Annotated in this window: 11 protein-coding genes; 3 read left to right on the top strand and 8 right to left on the bottom strand. The window is 62.5% G+C overall.

The window, feature by feature from the left end:
- Positions 1–75 precede the first annotated feature (75 nt).
- From ADADO0_RS07485 to ADADO0_RS07460, 6 genes are all read right to left on the bottom strand, one after another.
- Positions 76–2076 carry a hydantoinase B/oxoprolinase family protein gene (locus ADADO0_RS07485; protein ID WP_511304498.1) on the bottom strand — a complete coding sequence of 667 codons (2001 nt, stop codon included), beginning with the start codon at positions 2074–2076 and terminating at the stop codon, positions 76–78.
- The gene (locus ADADO0_RS07480) at positions 2073–4133 is read right to left on the bottom strand and encodes a hydantoinase/oxoprolinase family protein (protein WP_511304497.1); all 2061 of its coding nucleotides are present in this window, start codon (positions 4131–4133) and stop codon (positions 2073–2075) included. Before ADADO0_RS07480 ends, ADADO0_RS07485 begins: the two co-directional genes overlap by 4 nt.
- Before the next feature lie 192 nt (positions 4134–4325).
- A complete protein-coding gene (locus ADADO0_RS07475; protein ID WP_511304496.1) occupies positions 4326–4574 on the bottom strand; it encodes a hypothetical protein in 249 nt (82 codons plus the stop codon).
- 421 nt (positions 4575–4995) lie between these two features.
- The gene (locus ADADO0_RS07470; RefSeq protein WP_511304495.1) at positions 4996–5982 is read right to left on the bottom strand and encodes a Bug family tripartite tricarboxylate transporter substrate binding protein; all 987 of its coding nucleotides are present in this window, start codon (positions 5980–5982) and stop codon (positions 4996–4998) included.
- Between the two features lie 328 nt (positions 5983–6310).
- Positions 6311–7534: an ABC transporter substrate-binding protein gene (locus ADADO0_RS07465; RefSeq protein ID WP_511304791.1), complete on the bottom strand. Its 1224-nt coding sequence runs from the start codon at positions 7532–7534 to the stop codon at positions 6311–6313.
- Positions 7535–7758: 224 nt separating this feature from the next.
- A complete protein-coding gene (locus tag ADADO0_RS07460; RefSeq protein ID WP_511304494.1) occupies positions 7759–8733 on the bottom strand; it encodes a YihY/virulence factor BrkB family protein in 975 nt (324 codons plus the stop codon).
- Positions 8734–9078: 345 nt separating this feature from the next.
- Between ADADO0_RS07460 and ADADO0_RS07455 the strand changes: the two genes are divergently transcribed.
- Positions 9079–10284 (top strand): lytic murein transglycosylase, encoded by a 1206-nt coding sequence (locus ADADO0_RS07455; protein WP_511304790.1) that lies wholly within the window; start codon positions 9079–9081, stop codon positions 10282–10284.
- A gap of 246 nt (positions 10285–10530) precedes the next feature.
- Positions 10531–13491: an autotransporter outer membrane beta-barrel domain-containing protein gene (locus tag ADADO0_RS07450; RefSeq protein WP_511304493.1), complete on the top strand. Its 2961-nt coding sequence runs from the start codon at positions 10531–10533 to the stop codon at positions 13489–13491.
- 25 nt (positions 13492–13516) lie between these two features.
- On the opposite strand, the gene ADADO0_RS07445 is transcribed toward ADADO0_RS07450, so the two are convergent.
- On the bottom strand, positions 13517–14845 hold the full coding sequence (locus ADADO0_RS07445; RefSeq protein ID WP_511304492.1) for an LLM class flavin-dependent oxidoreductase: 1329 nt from the start codon (positions 14843–14845) through the stop codon (positions 13517–13519).
- Between the two features lie 358 nt (positions 14846–15203).
- Complete coding sequence (locus ADADO0_RS07440; protein ID WP_511304491.1) at positions 15204–16067, bottom strand: transglutaminase family protein; 864 nt, start codon at positions 16065–16067, stop codon at positions 15204–15206.
- A gap of 361 nt (positions 16068–16428) precedes the next feature.
- Between ADADO0_RS07440 and ADADO0_RS07435 the strand changes: the two genes are divergently transcribed.
- Positions 16429–17217, top strand: coding sequence for an EAL domain-containing protein (locus tag ADADO0_RS07435; RefSeq protein WP_511304490.1), 789 nt, complete (start codon positions 16429–16431; stop codon positions 17215–17217).
- Positions 17218–17224: the final 7 nt, after the last annotated feature.

Raw genomic sequence — 17224 nt, 5'->3', positions numbered from 1 at the left:
TCCTGCAGAGCTGTGCCACACTGAGGCACGCGCCGGGTCCGTGCCGGCTCCCTCCTATATATCTCCAATGTATGATCAGGCTGCATCGGAGCACCTATCTTGCGCCAGAGAGCCAAGTTCCGGGTGCTGCGCGACAATGACGGCGAATGCCTCGTCCACGGCGTCTGCCTCACCATCACCCGGTACATCCCCAATCGCGCGAAAGATGCAATTCTTGACATGGTGTCGCCAGTTGACGGGGATGGAAGCGAGGATGACCGTGAGACGGTCATAGCGTTGGCGGGTCCAGACCTGCTCAAACTCTTCCCGTGCCGTGCCGAAGTCGAAAGAATGCGTGTCCAGTTGACGGGGCGCCTCGCGAAGGCGGGCGGTCTCCTGCGCATCGATCAGGAGATCCTCCGAGATCACCACGCCGTAAAGCCGCTCGGCCGCCTCCCGCGAGACAAAGCCGGCGCTGACATCGTTCAACACGCGGTCCGTCGGGCGCAGGAAGGGGTCGCCATGTCCGCCGCCGCCGGGGCCGATAATGCGCAGGATATCGCCGGGTTCGCAGTGGACGACGTCCATGTTCCCGAGATCGACTTCCCGGTTCGTGCCGGGGTTGCGCAGAAATCTGGAGTTTCCGCCGGCCTTTCCGCCCTCTACCCCCCATGAGGCGAACCGCGTCCGGTTGCGGTTGCGCGCGGTGACCATGGAATTGGGTGAGAAAACCTGAAATTCCATCACCATGGCGGAGCCGCCGCGCCAGGTTCCCGCCCCGCCGGAATCCGGCACCAGCCCGTAGCGCAAGACCTTGATGGGCACTTCCGCCTCGATGATTTCCACGGGGGTGTTCTTGAGGAACGAACGATTGCCGCCGGCTCCCTCCGCCCCGTCCGCCAGGGGGGAGCCACCCCCGCCGCCGCTGATCGGGCCGATGGACGCCATGATGGTGCGGCCCTGCCTGTCGCTGGTCTTCACATTCATCATGGACGCACCACCCGCCGGGCCGGCGGGCATGATGCCGGGAAGGGCCTGCTGAAAGGCGCCCAGAAGGGCAAGCTGGGACACGGCCACCGTAAGCGAGCGCATGCCCACGGCCGCCGGCGCCTGCGCATTCATCACCGTTCCGGGCGGCAGGATGGCGCGGGCAACGCGGGCGGTCCCCGCATTGAGGACCAAATGAGGGTCCAGCGTCGCCAGGGTCAGGATGAGGGCGATGGTGACGAGGGCGTGCTGTTCATGACCCCCGGTCGGCATGTTTAGCGCAGAGGAGAGCTGCGGATCGGACCCGGTAAAGTCCATGACGATCGCATCGCCTGCTACCGTCACAGTCACCGCCACGCGGCAGGGGAAGCCGCCAACCGAATCCTCGTCGGAATAGTCGGAGAAGAAATACGAACCGTCAGGAATCTTGCGCACCAGGGTTCGCGCCTGCTGCTCGGCATAGTCAAGCAAGGCAAGCTGGCCTTCGCGGAAGACCTCGATCCCGAACCGGCGGATCATCTCGCGCACCTTGCGCTCGCCGGTGTTCACGGCGGCGATCTGGGCGTTGAGATCGCCCCAGTTCTGATCCGGCATGCGCACGTTCGACCGGATGATGGCGATGACCTTCTCGTCAAACGCGCCGCCTTCAACGATCTTCATGGGCGGGATGCGCAGACCCTCCTGGTGCACCTCGGTCAGCGCGCGAGAAAGCGAAGCCGGCACCGCGCCGCCGACATCCGTGTGATGGACATGGCAGGCGACGAAGCAGACGATTTCTCCCTCATGGAAAATCGGCTTCCAGACATGGAGGTCGGGGGCATGGGTGGCGAGAAAGCCGCTATAGGGGTCGGACGTGGCGCAGATGTCGCCCTCCCGATAATCCGCAATCATGCCGATGACGGCGCCGTAATCCAGGCCGGTGAACCAATTGGCGCCGAGCGTCTTGGGGGAGGCGAAGGTCTGGCCGGCGGGGGTCACCAATTGGGTCGTGAAGTCTTCGGTCTCCTTCACGAAAGACGAATGCGCGGCGCGCATCAGCGCATGCGCCATGATTTCAGTTGCAGACGCGCAATAATTCGCAAAGATCTGCAGGATCGAACGGTCGATCATTGTGCCCCATCTCCATGACCAGATCTGCGGATACGTAAATTTCCGAACTCATCGATCCGCACGTATGTTTCTGGCGGCACGTAAACAGTGGTGTCATCTTGCGAAACAATGGCCGGTCCGGAGAAGTGCTGGCCCGCCAAGAGGGCTTTGCGGCGAAACAGGTGCACCGAACGCCAGGCGCCCTCGACCCACGCCTCCACCTCATCGGCCGGCACGGCCTCTCCGGAGCCCTCGGGAAGTCGCGGCAGCGATGGTTTCGGCGTCCGGCCCGTAATGGTGAGGCGAAGGTTGACGATCTGGACCGGAGCTTTGCGATCAGCGTGGCCGTAATGACGTTCGTGGGTACTGTGGAACGCCTCGGCGATGGCCACCGTATCGCCTGCCGCTATCGCTTTCTCGTCCAGCACGGTCTCCACCTCGAAGGATTGGCCGCGATAACGCATATCGGCGGATAGGGTGATCACGTAAGGACCCTGATACGCCTGCTCATCGATAAGCCAACTGCGTGCCCGAACGCCCAGCTCTTGCGCCTCGCGCTGCACGATCGAGAGTGCGGGCAAATCCAGGTCCACGAAGACCGAGCGGATGAAGTCGTTCTTGAGATCGGCGATGAGGCCGCCGAGCGCGGAGAGCACGCCGGGCACGATGGGCACCAACGTTTCCGCCATGTCGAGTTCTCGCGCCAGCAGGCATCCCATCATGGGACCCGCGCCGCCGAACGCCAGCATGGTCATGCTCCGGGGATCTCCGCCGAAACGTGTCATCAGCGCCGCCACGTCGGCATTCATGCCGGAGATGGCGACATCTATGATAGCCTCCGCCGTTGCCTCCACGCTCTTGCCGATGGACAGGGCCAACGGCGCCATGGCTGTGCGTGCTTTGTCGCGGTCCACGGATATGGCGTTGTAGCCGAGCGTGTCGCGTCCGATGATCCCGCACACCGCGAAAGCATCCGTGATGGTTGGGCGCAGACCCCCGCGTCCGTAGCAGGCTGGCCCCGGAGTGGACCCCGCGCTTTCCGGCCCGACCTTGAGCACGCCGAGCCTATCCACCCATGCGATTGAGCCTCCCCCTTCGCCGATCGATGTCACAGACACCGAGGGGATGAAGATCTGGTGCTCGCCAACAAACTCGCCGATGCCATATTGGGGTTGCCCATCAAGAACGAAGGCAACGTCCGCCGACGTTCCCCCAACGTCGAGGCTCATGCATTCGGCGATGCCGGTCATGCTGCAAACGTAAGCGGCACCCATGACGCCGGCCGCCGTGCCGGACAGGATCATCTGCACGCACTCGCGTTTGCCCTGCTCGGCCGACATGACGCCGCCATTGGACTTCGTGAGCCGTGCCTCTCCTGCCACACCGACGTCGGCCAAGGCCTTTTGCAGTTCGCTCAGATAGTGAGCGACCCGAGGCTGCACATATCCGCCAATGGTCGCAGTGTTGGTGCGCTCGAATTCGCGGATGATCGGCCAGACCTCGGCGGAGGAGAACACCGGCAATCCCGGCGCGCGCTCTTCGACGATACGCTTGGCGGCAAGTTCATGGACCGGATTGCGGTAGGCGTTCAAGAAGGCGATGACGATACCCTCGGCGCCACGCGCCAGAGCCCCGTCGATCGCGGCCTCCACGCTTGCCCGGTCCAATGCGACATCGACCGCGCCGGATGAATCCAGTCGTTCGCGAATGCCGAACACGCGTTCCCGCGCGATGAGCGGTTCCGGGCGCTTGGAGAGCAGGTCGTACATGCTTGGCAGCTTCAGACGGCCGAGTTCGAGCACATCCGAAAACTGATCCGTCGTGAAGAGAGCGAGCTTCAGGCCCTTGCGCTGGATGACCGTGTTGACGCCTACGGTGGTCCCATGGGTGAAATACGTCACGTCAGACGGTTCAATGCCGTAGCGATCGCGGATGGCAAGAATGCCGGTGATGACTTCCTGTCCAGGCTGGTCGGGCCGAGACAGGACCTTGAGCGTCTTCACTTCCAGCGAATGCTCGTCGAGAATGGCGAAATCGGTGAACGAGCCGCCGATATCCACTCCAACTCTGTAGCCCATGGCCGTCCGGCCCTCCCTTGATCGAGAGGGATGCTAGAGGCGCCTTACGGGGCCGTGGAGTGCATAACAGCTATTCGCGAAGCGTCGGCTGTTTGAGCTTCAGAGGGGCCTGATCCGCGTACCGAGGCGCTGCGATGCACATCAGCGGCGAAAGGGCCGGCCCCGGCGGTTGCTCCGCCAGGGCCGGCTTGGTCACTGGCTCATCACTTTCATGGCCGCATCCATGGCTTTTTCCTTCGGGTTGGCCGTGCAATAGGCCTTCATCTTGGCATCCATATCGGCAGTCATTTTATCGGCTGTGGCGTCGCCGGACTTCGGCGTGGGGCCGCTGGCGGCGGCGGCCTTGAGATAATCGGCGCAGGTCGCGTCGGGGTTGGTAACCTGGGCCATGGCAGCGGTGGCGCTGAGACAAAAGACGGCAGCAAACAGGATTGCGCGCATGGCGCGGCTCCTTGGAATGGAGTGAAGGGGAGGGAATGGAGTGAGGAGGGAAGTCCGTATACAGCAAACGGGAGCCGATCTGCGCCTGAATGGGGTCGATATCGTTGAATTTGGTCGAGGCGGGAATGCGGGAATTCCAATCCGCAAAGGGATTTGTAAGGCATCTGTGACGCTTGCAGCCGAGGATCGTTCACGGCTGGCGTAGTTATCAAAGCCTACTGATAGGTAAGCCAGTTACAGTGCCATGACCTCGCCCGGCGATGTCATGGCATGTGCGCTTTATGACTTGGATCGCCAGAAGTGCGTCCGCCGTGCACCCCACAGACCCGTGCTAACGGGTGTTGAGGCTGTGGCGACCGTATTGATCGACGCTGCTGGGCGCATAAAGCGCCCAGCAGCGTCACATCCAAGATCGCGCGGCTTACTGCATCTGAATGCCGAGTTCTTTCATCAGTTTTGTCTGGTAGGCGAGGTCGTCGCGCACATATTTGTCGAAGCCCTTCGGGTCCAGATCGCCGGGGTAGAGGCTGGATTCCGCCAGCAGCGCCTTCACGTCCTTGGCTTCGCCCGCCTTGCGAAGCGCGGCATAGATCGTGGCCACGATATCCGCCGGCATCTTGGCTGGGCCGAAGACCGCGAAATAGCCTGTGACGTCATAGTCCGTGTAGCCGAGCTGCTTCAGCGTCGGCACATCCGGCAGGGTGGGCGGGCGCATTGTGCCGGTGGTGGCGAGGGCTTTCACCTTGCCGGTCTTTACCAAGGGCACAGCGGAGACCGTCGATAAGAAGGCCATATCCACCTGGCCGCCCATCAGGTCGGTATTGATGGTGGGGGAATTGTAGGGCACGTCGGTCAGGTCGATGCCGGCAATCTTCTCGAACAGTGCGCCCGCCACATGCGTGACGTTGCCGATGCCGAGCGTTGCATAGGTCAGTTTGCCGGGATTGGCCTTCGCGGCGGCGACCATCTCAGCCATGGAGCCATACTTATTTGAGACTACCGCGAGCCCATAGGACTGCGCCGCAAGGAAGATCGGCGTGAAGTCCTCCACGGGCTGATACTGCAAGGTGGTTGCCATGGCGGCATTGGAGACATGGGAGCCGGTGGTGAACAGCAGCGTGTAGCCATCGCCCGGCGTTTTGGAGACCATGGTCGAGGCAAGGACGCCATTGGCACCGGGACGGTTTTCCACCACCACCGGCTGGCCCAATGTTTCACTCATTTCCTTGGCATATGCGCGCGCCAGAACGTCGATGGACGCGCCCGGCGGGAAGGGGCAGATCATGCGGATGGGGCGGGTCGGGAAGTCGGCGGCCTTTGCGGGCGCCGTGGCGGCGATGCCAAGGGCTAAGGTGGTCCCAAACAGGCACGCGGAAATTTTCGAGAACAGGCTCGACCCTTTGATCATTTTCTTCCTCCAGGATGCCGCACTTTGATGCGGCTTGGTTTTTCCGGCTAACGCAGTTGATGGATGGGAGCGATGGGGCGCTGATTTCGGAGGAGGCTGAGCCCCCTCGATCACGCCCAGCACACCTTCCGCGATGCGTCGGCAGTGCCGGTATCCACACACTCGGTCTTCACGCGATTCCTCACCCTGTGTTCGCGGGCGACGCACCGCATGAATAACGTAGCGTCATATCCTGGGATGGCGTGCAAATGGAAGCAGGTTCGGCTGCTGTTTGGAGCGTGCCCGACGGCCTCACAGGCCGATACGGACACGCGCCGTTTTGATGGGCTTAGCTCTTCTTCACCAGCGGACAGGTCGACTGGCTCAGGGGCTTGTAGGCCTCGTCTCCGGGAATGGTGCGCAGGATCTTCATCAGGTCCCAGTCGCTCGTGGATTCCGAAGGCTTCTTGGCTTCCGCGAGATACATGTCGTGAACCATGCGGCCGTCGGGCCGAATGCGGCCGTTTTTGGCGAAGAAGTCGTTGACGGGGTTGGCCTTCATCCAGTTGGAGACCGCTTCCGCATCATCCGTGCCGGTCGCCTTCACCGCATTGAGATAGTGCATGGTGGCGGAATAGGCGCCGGCCTGGACCATCGACGGCATGGCATTGGTCTTGGCGAAATACTTCTTGCCGAACGCGCGGCTGGCGTCGTCCCGGTCCCAATAATAGCCGGTCGTGAACTTCAGCCCCTGGGCTACTTTCAGGCCCAACGCCTTCACGTCGGTGTCGAACACGAGCATGGCCGCAAGGCTTTGCCCGCCCTGCGTGATGCCGAATTCAGAGGCCTGCTTCACCGAGTTGACGAAGTCGAGCCCAGCGTTGGCCAGCCCGATCACCTGCGCCTTGGAAGACTGCGCCTGAAGCAGGAATGAGGAGAAGTCGCTGGTGGCAAGCGGCGCGCGCGAGCGGCCGATGACCTTGCCGCCGAGGGCTTCGACCACCCGGCTGGTATCGGCTTCGAGCGCATGGCCGAAGGCGTAGTCGGCGGTGATAAAGTACCAGGTCTTGCCGCCCTCCTGAACGATGGCGGAACCGGTGCCGGTGGCGAGCGCGTAGGTGTCGTAGACATAGTGAATGCCGTAAGGCATGCAGCCGTCATTGGTGAGTGCGGTGGTGGCGGAGCCCGCGCCGATGATCACCTTCTTTTTTTCCGAACCAAGGCGCCACAGCGCCAGGGCGGAAGCGGAATCGGTGGACTCGATAATCATGTCGACGTTTTCGGTGTCGATCCAGCGCCGGGCGATGGTGGAGGTCACGTCCACCTTGGCCTGATAGTCAGCCGAGACCACGCTGATCGGCTTGCCGTTGACGCTTCCGCCGAAATCGTCCACCGCCATCTGCACTGCGGTGACCACGCCGGGACCGCCGTGGCGCGAATAGACGCCGGTCATGTCGACGATGGCACCGATCGCGAGCTTGTCGGCGCTCATGCCCTGGGCGGAAGCGGACGCCGAACCGGCGAGGAGCGCGAGGCCGGCAGCGACCGCGCTCAGAAAGCGACTTTCATTCAGGGCCTTCACGGCAGATCCTCCAAAGATGTTCTTTTGGCGGATGCGGCCAAGGATTACCCCGAGGCCAACATCGACGTTCCTGCTTCCGCAAGTGGCATGCCAGTATTGGCGGTCAATGCTGCCGTGGTGGTTTGGTATAAAAGTGTATTTTTTGACTACAATTGTTGTCTGCGAGATCACTTTGCGGGGATGTAGCCGTGTCGTCGGCGGGGACGGGATGGGGCCTATTGCGGCGCCCCGAGGGTGTCCGCCATGCGTGCGCCGCGCGCACCCATCGGCAGGGCCGGACCTGTCGTGGTGTCCACGGCGGTCTGATGCTCGATCTCGGCGTTCAGTTCGGCGCCCAGCAGGATGACGGTGATGGAGAGCCACATCCAGGTCATGAAGCCCACCACGGCGCCAAGCGAGCCATAGGCCTCGTTGTAAGTGCCGAAGTGGCTCACGTACCAGGAAAACCCAGCCGAGACCGCCAACCAGAGAACCGCTGCCACCAAGCTGCCCAGGCTCGCCCATTTCCATTTGGCGTGCTCGCGGCAGGGGCCGTACCGGTAGACGATCGTGATCACCCCGGCGACGGCGATCGCGAGCAAGGGCCAGCGCAGCAGCGAAATCAGCCATTCGGTGCCAGTGTCGAGATAAAGCAGCTTCAGGACGATCGGAAGCGCGACCACCGCCGCCAGTGCAACGCCCGCGAACACAATGGCGGCCAGGGTGAAGCCGAGCGTCAGCAGCGTGAGCGTGACGAACGACCGGCTCTCATTTTCTTCATAGGCGATATTCAGCGCCTCGATCATGGCCTTGGTGCCCGCATTGGCGCTCCAGAGCGCGACGCCCAGGCTTATAGCGAAGCTGAAGCTGAGAGTGGCCGACCCGTGCGCCATGACGCGTAGCGCCTGGTCGCGCATCACCTCGATCGCCCCGGATGGCAGGACCCAGGACGCAGCGTCCAATTGCTCGCGCAGTACGGTGGGATCGAGGAATAACCCATACAAGGAGATGAGTGCGCTGATGGCGGGAAAGACCGCAAGCAGGGCGTAGAACGTCACCCCGGCTGCAAGGCTGAGAACGCGGTCGGCGAAGAATTCCTTGAATGTTCGCAGCAGGATATCGCGCCAGCCCAGGGCGGGAATATGCACCGGTGTCGAGGCATTGCGCCCTCGGCCCTGCTGACGGAGAGCCTCTCCTGGGGAAGCGGACAAGCCATCTTCGTCAGGCTCATGCGGGTGGGTTTCCCTATCGCGGGGCATGCGCTGCCGCCTGGGCTCGAAGGAGACAGCCGCGACGATGGAGCCCCAAAAAATCAGGCGCCATGTGGTCCGGGCCCATGCGCTGGCCGACATCGTCACCTCCGCTTGTTGCAGGCACACAACAAGCGAGGCCGCAGAGAGTTTCCTCAAGCGGGCCTTAGGACAAGGTAAGTCTTTGCGATGCCTCGCACGGGCAGGCGCAGCGCGTTCCCGCCAGCGCCGCCGTGTGTTAGCGTCCGGCATGCATCATTCAGAAATCAAAGCGTGAGCGGTTCCTTGCGATCAGGTTTCCGCGCCATCGCGTTCGCGCTGCTGCTGGCTCTGGCCTTTCAGGCCCCCGCCCGCGCAGCGGACGCCGCCTTCACCCAGTTCATCGCGTCGCTCTGGCCGGAGGCGCAGGCGGCCGGTGTTTCGCGCGAAACGTTCGAGCGCGAAACGCGCGGCCTTGAACCGGATTATAAGCTGCCCGATCTGGCGTTGCCTGGGCGTCCTGTAACAGGTGCATCGTCTCAGGCCGAGTTCGTGCAGGTGCCTGCGGACTACGTCAAGGAAACGACCATCGCGCGCCTCGCCAGCGAGGGGCAGCGGCTGATGCAGAAGCATCGCGCCGCGCTGGAGCGCATCGAGGCGCAATTCGGCGTGCCGGCGAGCGTGGTCCTGGCGATCTGGGGCCGCGAGACCGATTATGGCCGCTACACTAACCGCTACGATACGCTGCGTGTGGTGGCCACCCAAGCCTATGTCGGCCGCCGCAAGGACCAGTACCGCACGGAATTCATTCTGGCGCTGAAGATCCTCGATGAAGGCACGGTGGCGCGAAAGGCGTTTCTGTCCTCCTGGGCCGGCGCCACGGGCCTGACCCAGTTCCTGCCGTCCGACTATTACGCGCATGGCGTCGATCTCGAAGGCAATGGCCGCGTCGATATCTGGACCTCGGTGCCGGATGCGCTGGCATCCGCCGCCAAGCAGCTTGCCGACAAGGGGTGGCAGCCCGGCGTGCGCTGGGCCTATGAGGTGCGCGCGCCCGCAAATGTCGACTGCACCATGGGCGTGCCGGAGGTCCAGAGGCCGATCAGCGACTGGCTGCGCGCGGGCTTTGTGCCGGTGCAGCCGATTTCGGCCGCCGAGCAGGCGCAGCCGGCATCGCTGCTGCAACCGGAGGGCATCTATGGTCCCTCATTCCTCACCACGAAGAATTATTTCGTGCTCAAGGAATATAATTTTTCCGATCTCTACGTGCTGTTCGTCGGCCATATGTCCGACCGTATGGAAAACCCGCAGCCCTTCGCAACACCCTGGTCGGCCTCGACGCAGCTCCGCACGAAATCGGTGGAGGCGATGCAGAAGCATTTGACGCGCGCCGGTCTCTACAAGGACAAGATCGACGGCAAGGCCGGAATGCTCACCCGCGCCGCGCTGGGGGCCTACCAGAAGTCCGCAGGGCTGAAGGTGGATTGCTGGCCGAGCGAGGCCGTGTTGCAGTCGATGAGCACGGCGCGATAGCGGTCAAGGTTAAGCTCTTCGCCGGGAGCAGGGTGCGATGCATGCATCCCGAAGATGAGATGCAATGGAAAAAAATGGCCGCATAGCCATTATTTTACATCTCCACTGTGTTTAAAAGATCACGCAGGCGCTCGTTCTACAAGAGCCCTCCTCATTCGAGACGAATCCGCGCCACTTCGGCTGGCGCCCGTCCACGGCTCTGCTAGTGAGTTGGATTGTTGCGTTGAAAAATAGGCTTGGTTTGTGATGAAAAAGGCAACTAATCCCAGGCACCTGCTGTCCTCCTGCGCCTATTTTTCGTTTGTCGGCCTGGGGCTGTGCGGCCTGGCTCCGAGCGCCCACGCGCAAACCCCCTATACGACGCTGAATTACGGGACGACGGGCACCTTCCTCACCGGCATTCGCGGCAACACCATCGTCGGTAATTATGTGGTGCCCGGCACCACCGCCACCGGCGGGCTGCTCTACAACACGATGACCAATCAGTGGTCGGCCATGCCCGTCGCCACCGCCAACGGCGTGAACTATCCCGACGCCATCGGCTCCTCGCCTTACGGGCCGAGCTTCGGCAATCAGGGCGGCGTCCTGCGCACGGTGGGCAGCTACATCACCACCGCCTCCTCACCGTATGATCTGAGCTATCTCTATGACGCCGCAGCCGCACCCGGGCAGCAATTGACCGGGCTGGCCTACCCCAGCGCGTCCGGCAACCCGACCCTGTTCACCATCGCCCACAGCACGTTCGGCGACACGGTGATTGGCAACTACGACACCCAACTCGCGACCGGCAATGCGATGATCTACACGATCTCCACCGGCACATACGCCACCAACAACAAGCCCGGTGCCGTCAGCACCACCGCCTATGGCGTTTATGGCAACATGATTGCCGGCGGCTACGCCAATGTAGGACCCGGTGGTGGCATCGGGTTCGAGCACGGTTATCTCTACAACACCACGACCGACACTTGGCGGACATACGATCATCCCGACGCCATCGTCACCCATCTTGAGGGCATCACCGGCGCCGGGCGCACCGGCGAATACAATATGGTCGCCGACTGGGTGACGCCGGACCTGAAGGTCCACGCCGGCGTCCTGCATGTGGACGCGCTGGGCATTCCCACCTGGTACGAAATCGACATTCCCGGTGCCGAGCTGGTGTCCTCGAACTCGGCTTATGGCGACACGGTGGTCGGCATCTATCTGCTGCCTGGCTCGTCTGTGCCCAATGGCTATGTCGCGACCATCGAGGGCATCTACAACCCGATGCGCAACACTGGAACGCTGACATCCGGCGCCACCAACGCGGCCGCTTTGTCCGGCGGCGTGGGCGACGACATCATCAACAGCGGCACCATCCAGGTCTCCGGCAACGGCGGCATCGGCATGCGCGGCGAAACCTATGGTGTGCTGACCAACACCAACACCGGCAGTATCCTCGCCACCGGCATCGCCGGCGCGACGGTGGAGTTGCACGGCGTCTACGGCACCTTCCTGAATTACGGCACCCTCCAGGCACCCGCCCAGGCCGACGCCTTGCGCACCGGGCTCGACAGCTTCGGCACCGTGATTGTGAACACCGGGATTATCGATGGGCGCATCGCCGCGACGGCGGGGCTGGAAAAGCGGTTCGAGAACAGCGGCTGGCTCGGCGTCAGCGGCACCGGCGTCTCGATCACCCATCTTTTCGGCGGCACCTTTGTCCAGACCTCCGCGGGTACACTTTCAATGCGGGTGCTCGCCGGCAGCAACGACGTGTTTGGGATCGCGGGGGTGGCGCGACTCGCCGGCACGCTGGAGGTTCCATTCCTGACCTCGTCGCTGCTGAACTCGTACAATCTGATCGCCGCCACCGAGGGGACGACGGGCACCTTCACCACGCTGACCACGCCCGGCTTGCCCGGCTATGTTGGCGCCTCCCTGGCCTATTCCGGCACTCAAGTGTCGCTGAACCTGACCTCGCAGATGTCCCTGCAGGCCGGCTTCTCACCCAACGAAGCGGCGGCCGGCCGGGCGGTGGACAGCGCCTTCAACAGCGGCGCCATCCAGAACACGAGCAATCCCACCGCCGTGGCGCTCAACAGCCTCTATAGCCTGAGCGCGGCCCAACTCGGTCCGGCGCTCGGCATGCTGTCGGGCGAAGTGCATGCCAGCGAGCAATCGACCCTGATCAATGACGGCCTGTTCACGCGCGACGCTGTGCTCAGCCGCTTGCGCCAGCTGTCCTACGGCGGAACGTCAGGCCCGATGGGTGCGCTCGGCTATAATGCGGAGAGGCTGTCCTACAGCGCCGAACAGGCAGCGGCGCCGAACAGCGCCGGCGCTTCCATCGCCAAGGCGGTGAAGGCGCCGACGAATTATGAGCAGACTCCGGGCCTCGCCATGTGGGCGCAAGGCTATGGCAGCTGGGGCAGCTTCGACGGCAATAGCAACGCCTCCAGCGTCAGCACCACCCTGGGTGGCGTGGTTGCCGGCTTCGACAAGCGCATCGGCGCGGACACCTATCTGGGCGTCGCGCTTGGTTACTCCCAGTCCACCGCCTCGGTCAGCACTCTGGGGAGTTCGGCGCAGGCGGACAGCGGTCTCATCGCTGCTTATGTCGGCAGCAGCTTCGGCGCCTGGAGCGTGCGCGGCGGCATCAGCTACAACCTCTCCCAGGTCGACACCACGCGCACCGTCATTTACCCCGGCGTGAGCGAAATCGCCCAGGGCCAGTACAATGCCGGCCTGTTCCAGATGTTCGGCGAAGTGGGCTACGGCATGGCGTTCGGCACGTTCGCCATTGAGCCTTTCGCTGGCCTGGCCTGGGCCCATCTCGACACCCAGGGCTTCACCGAGACCGGCGCGGCTGTCGGCCTGACCAGCGGCGGGGCCACCTCCGACGTGGGCTACACCACCATCGGCCTGCGGCTCGCCACCGATGTGGCGTTGCCCAACGGGATGGTGCTGGTGCCGCACGCCTCGGTCGCCTGGCAATATGCGTTCGGCGACGTGACGCCCGCGGAGACCCTGGCATTTTCGGGCATCGCCAGTTCCGTCTTCTCGGTCACCGGGGTGCCGTTGGCCGCCAATTCCGTGCTGCTCGATGTTGGCGCCGCGCTGCGGGTCAACGCGGCGATGAAGCTGGGCGTGTCCTATGTCGGCGAACTCGCCGACGGCGCTCAGCAGAACGCGGTGAAGGCCAGCGTCACCTGGAACTTCTGAGCGGCGCTTCGCCCTGGGAGGCCGCTCATTTCACGAAGAAGCGGTTCTCCGGGCGCGGCAGGCCGAGATGGTCGCGCAAGGTGGTGCCTTCATAATCCTGGCGAAAAATGCCGCGCCGCTGGAGTTCGGGCACGACCTTGTCGACGAAATCGTCGAGCCCGGCGGGGAGATAGGGGAACATGATGTTGAAGCCATCAGACCCCTCGCTCACCAGCCATTCCTCCATCTCGTCGGCGATGCTCCGTGCGGTGCCCACAAATGACAGCCCGCCATAGCCGCCGAGCCGCTGGGCAAGCTGGCGCACGTTGAGGTTATCGCGCTTGGCAAGGGCGATGGCGCGGTCGCGTCCGCTCTTGCTGGCGTTGGTCTCCGGGATGTCGGGCAGGGGGCCTTCCGGATCGAACGCCGACGCATCGACCCCAAGCGCGATGGAAAGCGAGCCGATGGCATTGGCATAGTGGACCAGACTGTCCAACTGCGCCCGCTTTTCACGCGCCTCCTCAAGGCTGTCGCCCACCACCACCAGCGCGCCCGGCAGGATTTTCAGATGGTCGCGGTTGCGCCCGATCCGCGACATGCGGCCCTTTACATCGGCATAGAAGGCGCGGCCAGCCTCCAGAGAATTCACTGCGGTGAACACCATTTCCGCAGTCTCGGCGGCGAGTTGGCGCCCGTCGTCCGACGCGCCCGCCTGGACGATGACCGGCCAGCCCTGAACCGGGCGGGCGATATTGAGCGGCCCACGCACCGAGAGGTATTCCCCCTTGTGGTTCAGCACATGCATTTTCTCTGGGTCGAAATAGAGCCCGCTCTCCTGATCGCGGATAAAGGCATCGTCGGCGAAGCTGTCCCATAGCCCGGTGACGACGTCGTAGAATTCGCGCGCCCGGTCGTAGCGCTCGCCATGGTCCATGTGTTCGTCGAGGCCGAAGTTCAGCGCCGCGTCCGGATTGGATGTGGTGACGATGTTCCAGCCCGCGCGTCCGCCGCTGATGTGGTCCAGCGAGGCGAAACGCCGGGCGATGTGGAACGGGGCATCGAAGGTGGTCGAGGCGGTGGCGATCAGGCCGATGCGCTCAGTCACCCCGGCGAGCGCCGAAAGCAGGGTGAATGGCTCGAACGACGTCACGGTGTGGCTGCGCTTGAGCGCCTCCACCGGCATGTTCAGCACGGCGAGATGGTCGGCCATGAAGAACGCATCGAATTTGCCGTGCTCGAGCTTCTGTATGAACCGCTTGATGTGGCTGAAATTGAAGTTTGAGTCAGGGTAGGCCCCGGGAAAGCGCCAGGCGCCAGTGTGGATGCTGACCGGACGCATGAAGGCGCCTAGATGCAGTCGACGCGGATGGGCCATGCAAACCTCTGCTAGCGGGGCCGGGACCGGAAGTGCCGCGGCCGTGGTCATCATCAGGTAACTACTGCCAAGCCAACCGCCAGACGGTTGGCCAAGCTTTTATCTCCACATCTCGCATGCCTCCCTGGCCTAAGTGGCGAAGCTATGAAGGTTGTTCATCCAGGGCTTGGCTGAGACGTTGGGGTTGCGAACCAACCAACCCTGAGCCGGAGCTTCCCGGATGAACATTCATAAGAATGCCCGGCTGACGCCGTCGGGTCTTATCCTGACCTGATCGTAGGCGCATTCACGCGGAATTTGGCGGGGCTCGAGGGGGCGAGCGCGATGCGAGAATTAAGGTCGCAGGGCGCTTTGGTGGTCAGCTCTCGACGCGGACCTCGACTGTCATATTCTGGAATGCGCCGCTGTCTCCAATGAAGCTGCCCGAAACGGGGATGGCTTGGCGGATGTCGCGAACCACCGCAACTGGAATCAAATTTAGTCCGCCCACGCTACGGTTGGTCGGATCGAAGGCGATCCAACCGGCCCCGGGCACGAAGACTTCGGCCCAGGCATGGGTCGATCCCGCATCAGCCGTCCCCGTAAGGCTCCCGACCGGATTGTAGAGATAGCCCGACACAATTCGTGCGCCGAAGCCAAGGCTGCGGCAGCCTTCAGCGAACAGGACGGCAAAATCGCGGCACGATCCCCACCCGCGATGCAGGGTCTCTAGAGGTGCCTGCGTGCCGACTTCTTCCCGGCTCTGATAGCTAATCCTCTGCGAAACGCCTGCGCTCAAATCCTTCAGTAGGGACAGTGTGTCGGTGTGCGCGCCGCGAACAAAACCCTGCGCCCAGCTGTTCAACCCGCCTGTGGGGTCCGGAAACTGCTGGACCGCCAAGGGGCCAAGGTCTGTCCATTCATCGTCCGAATAGCGGAATGGGAAGGAAATGGCCGAAGCGGCAATGTCGAAAATAGGCCAGGCGACCGCTTCCGCCTGAACCTCCGTCTGGCTTGCAATTTCTAGCTTCACTCCGCCTTCTTCAAACGACGCCGTCGCAACGGCGTTGCCGAAGATGTCGTGCGCCCAAGTGACGATCGCACGCGGCGTAACGGTGATGACATTGGACACCACTCGAACGTCGCGACTTTCCCGTGGGCGAAGCATCAAGCGGTGCGGCCCGAAGGCGACGGGGCGGTGAAAGCGATAGGTCGTCTTGTGACGAATCGTGAGGCTGACCAACGGAATTCCAATTCTTCTCGCTATCCCTAGCCTATGGAGTGCATTCCCAGGTGGCAATAACGCGGTATCTCACCGGCCCGCGAACCCGTGGGAAACGTGATTTTTCCGGATCTCCCGCTCCATCCGTGCATAATCATTTCAACATGCTCGCCGCGATAAGTGAGTGTCGCAAGACAGGAAGCGTGGCGATTGCATGAGGCGCACAATTTTAATGTATCCCGAGAATGCCCACAGGCTCAGAGTGCACCCTGTTTGTGGTATCCTGGAAAATCCGAGATTTCTGAGGTTTTGCGCGGTTCATCTTGCACCTTAAATTGCGCGCAACAAACGTTGGTGCCTAGCGTTAGCGTCACAAACGGCCATGGAATTGAACTCTGCGATTATGGAAAAAAACGTCGTTCAAGCGCGAGCGTGCGCCGCGTGTCGAGAAGGGCAGGATCTGGGTTTTGAGATTTCGATGGCTTTCCAGCCCATCGTCAATCTCACCACCGGCCGACCTTGGGCCTATGAGGCGCTGGTTCGGGGAACAGATGGATCCTCTGCCCAAAGCGTCCTGGCGAAGGTTAACGCCGAAAATCTGTATGTCTTCGATCAGAGGTGCCGGGTCGTCGCGATCGAACGGGCGGTTGCCGCGGGCCTACTTGAGACGGACGCGCGGCTCTCGATCAATTTTTTGCCGAATGCAGTCTATTCTCCAGAGGCCTGCATTCAACTCACTCTCAAGACCGCGTCTGCATTCGACGTCCCAGCGAACCGGCTGATATTCGAATTTACCGAAGTTGAGGAGATGACGGACCCTGCTCACGTCGCAAATATTGTGGCGAGGTATCAGCAGATGGGTTTTGCCACCGCACTGGATGATTTTGGCTCTGGCCATGCTGGGTTGACCCTGCTCGCTCGCTTTCAGCCGGATGTGATCAAACTCGATATGGAGATAATCCGAGGGATCGACGCAAGTCTTGCCCGCCGCGAGATAGCAAGGGCCATGGCCAGCCTTGCGGAGCGCCTCGGAATTACATTGGTGGCCGAAGGCGTGGAGACCCGTGCCGAACTGGACGCTATACGGGCAATTGGAATCAACCTTGTGCAGGGTTATTTCATAGCGCGTCCGCAGTTTGAATGTTTCCCTATCGTCAATGTGGAACTCTGAGGGCGCT

Origin of the sequence: Aquabacter sp. (assembly GCF_965279295.1) — a bacterium.
Classification (GTDB): Bacteria; Pseudomonadota; Alphaproteobacteria; order Rhizobiales; family Xanthobacteraceae; genus Aquabacter.
The sequence above is the reverse complement of the archived record's forward strand: the minus strand, read 5'-3'. Positions and strand labels throughout refer to the sequence as shown.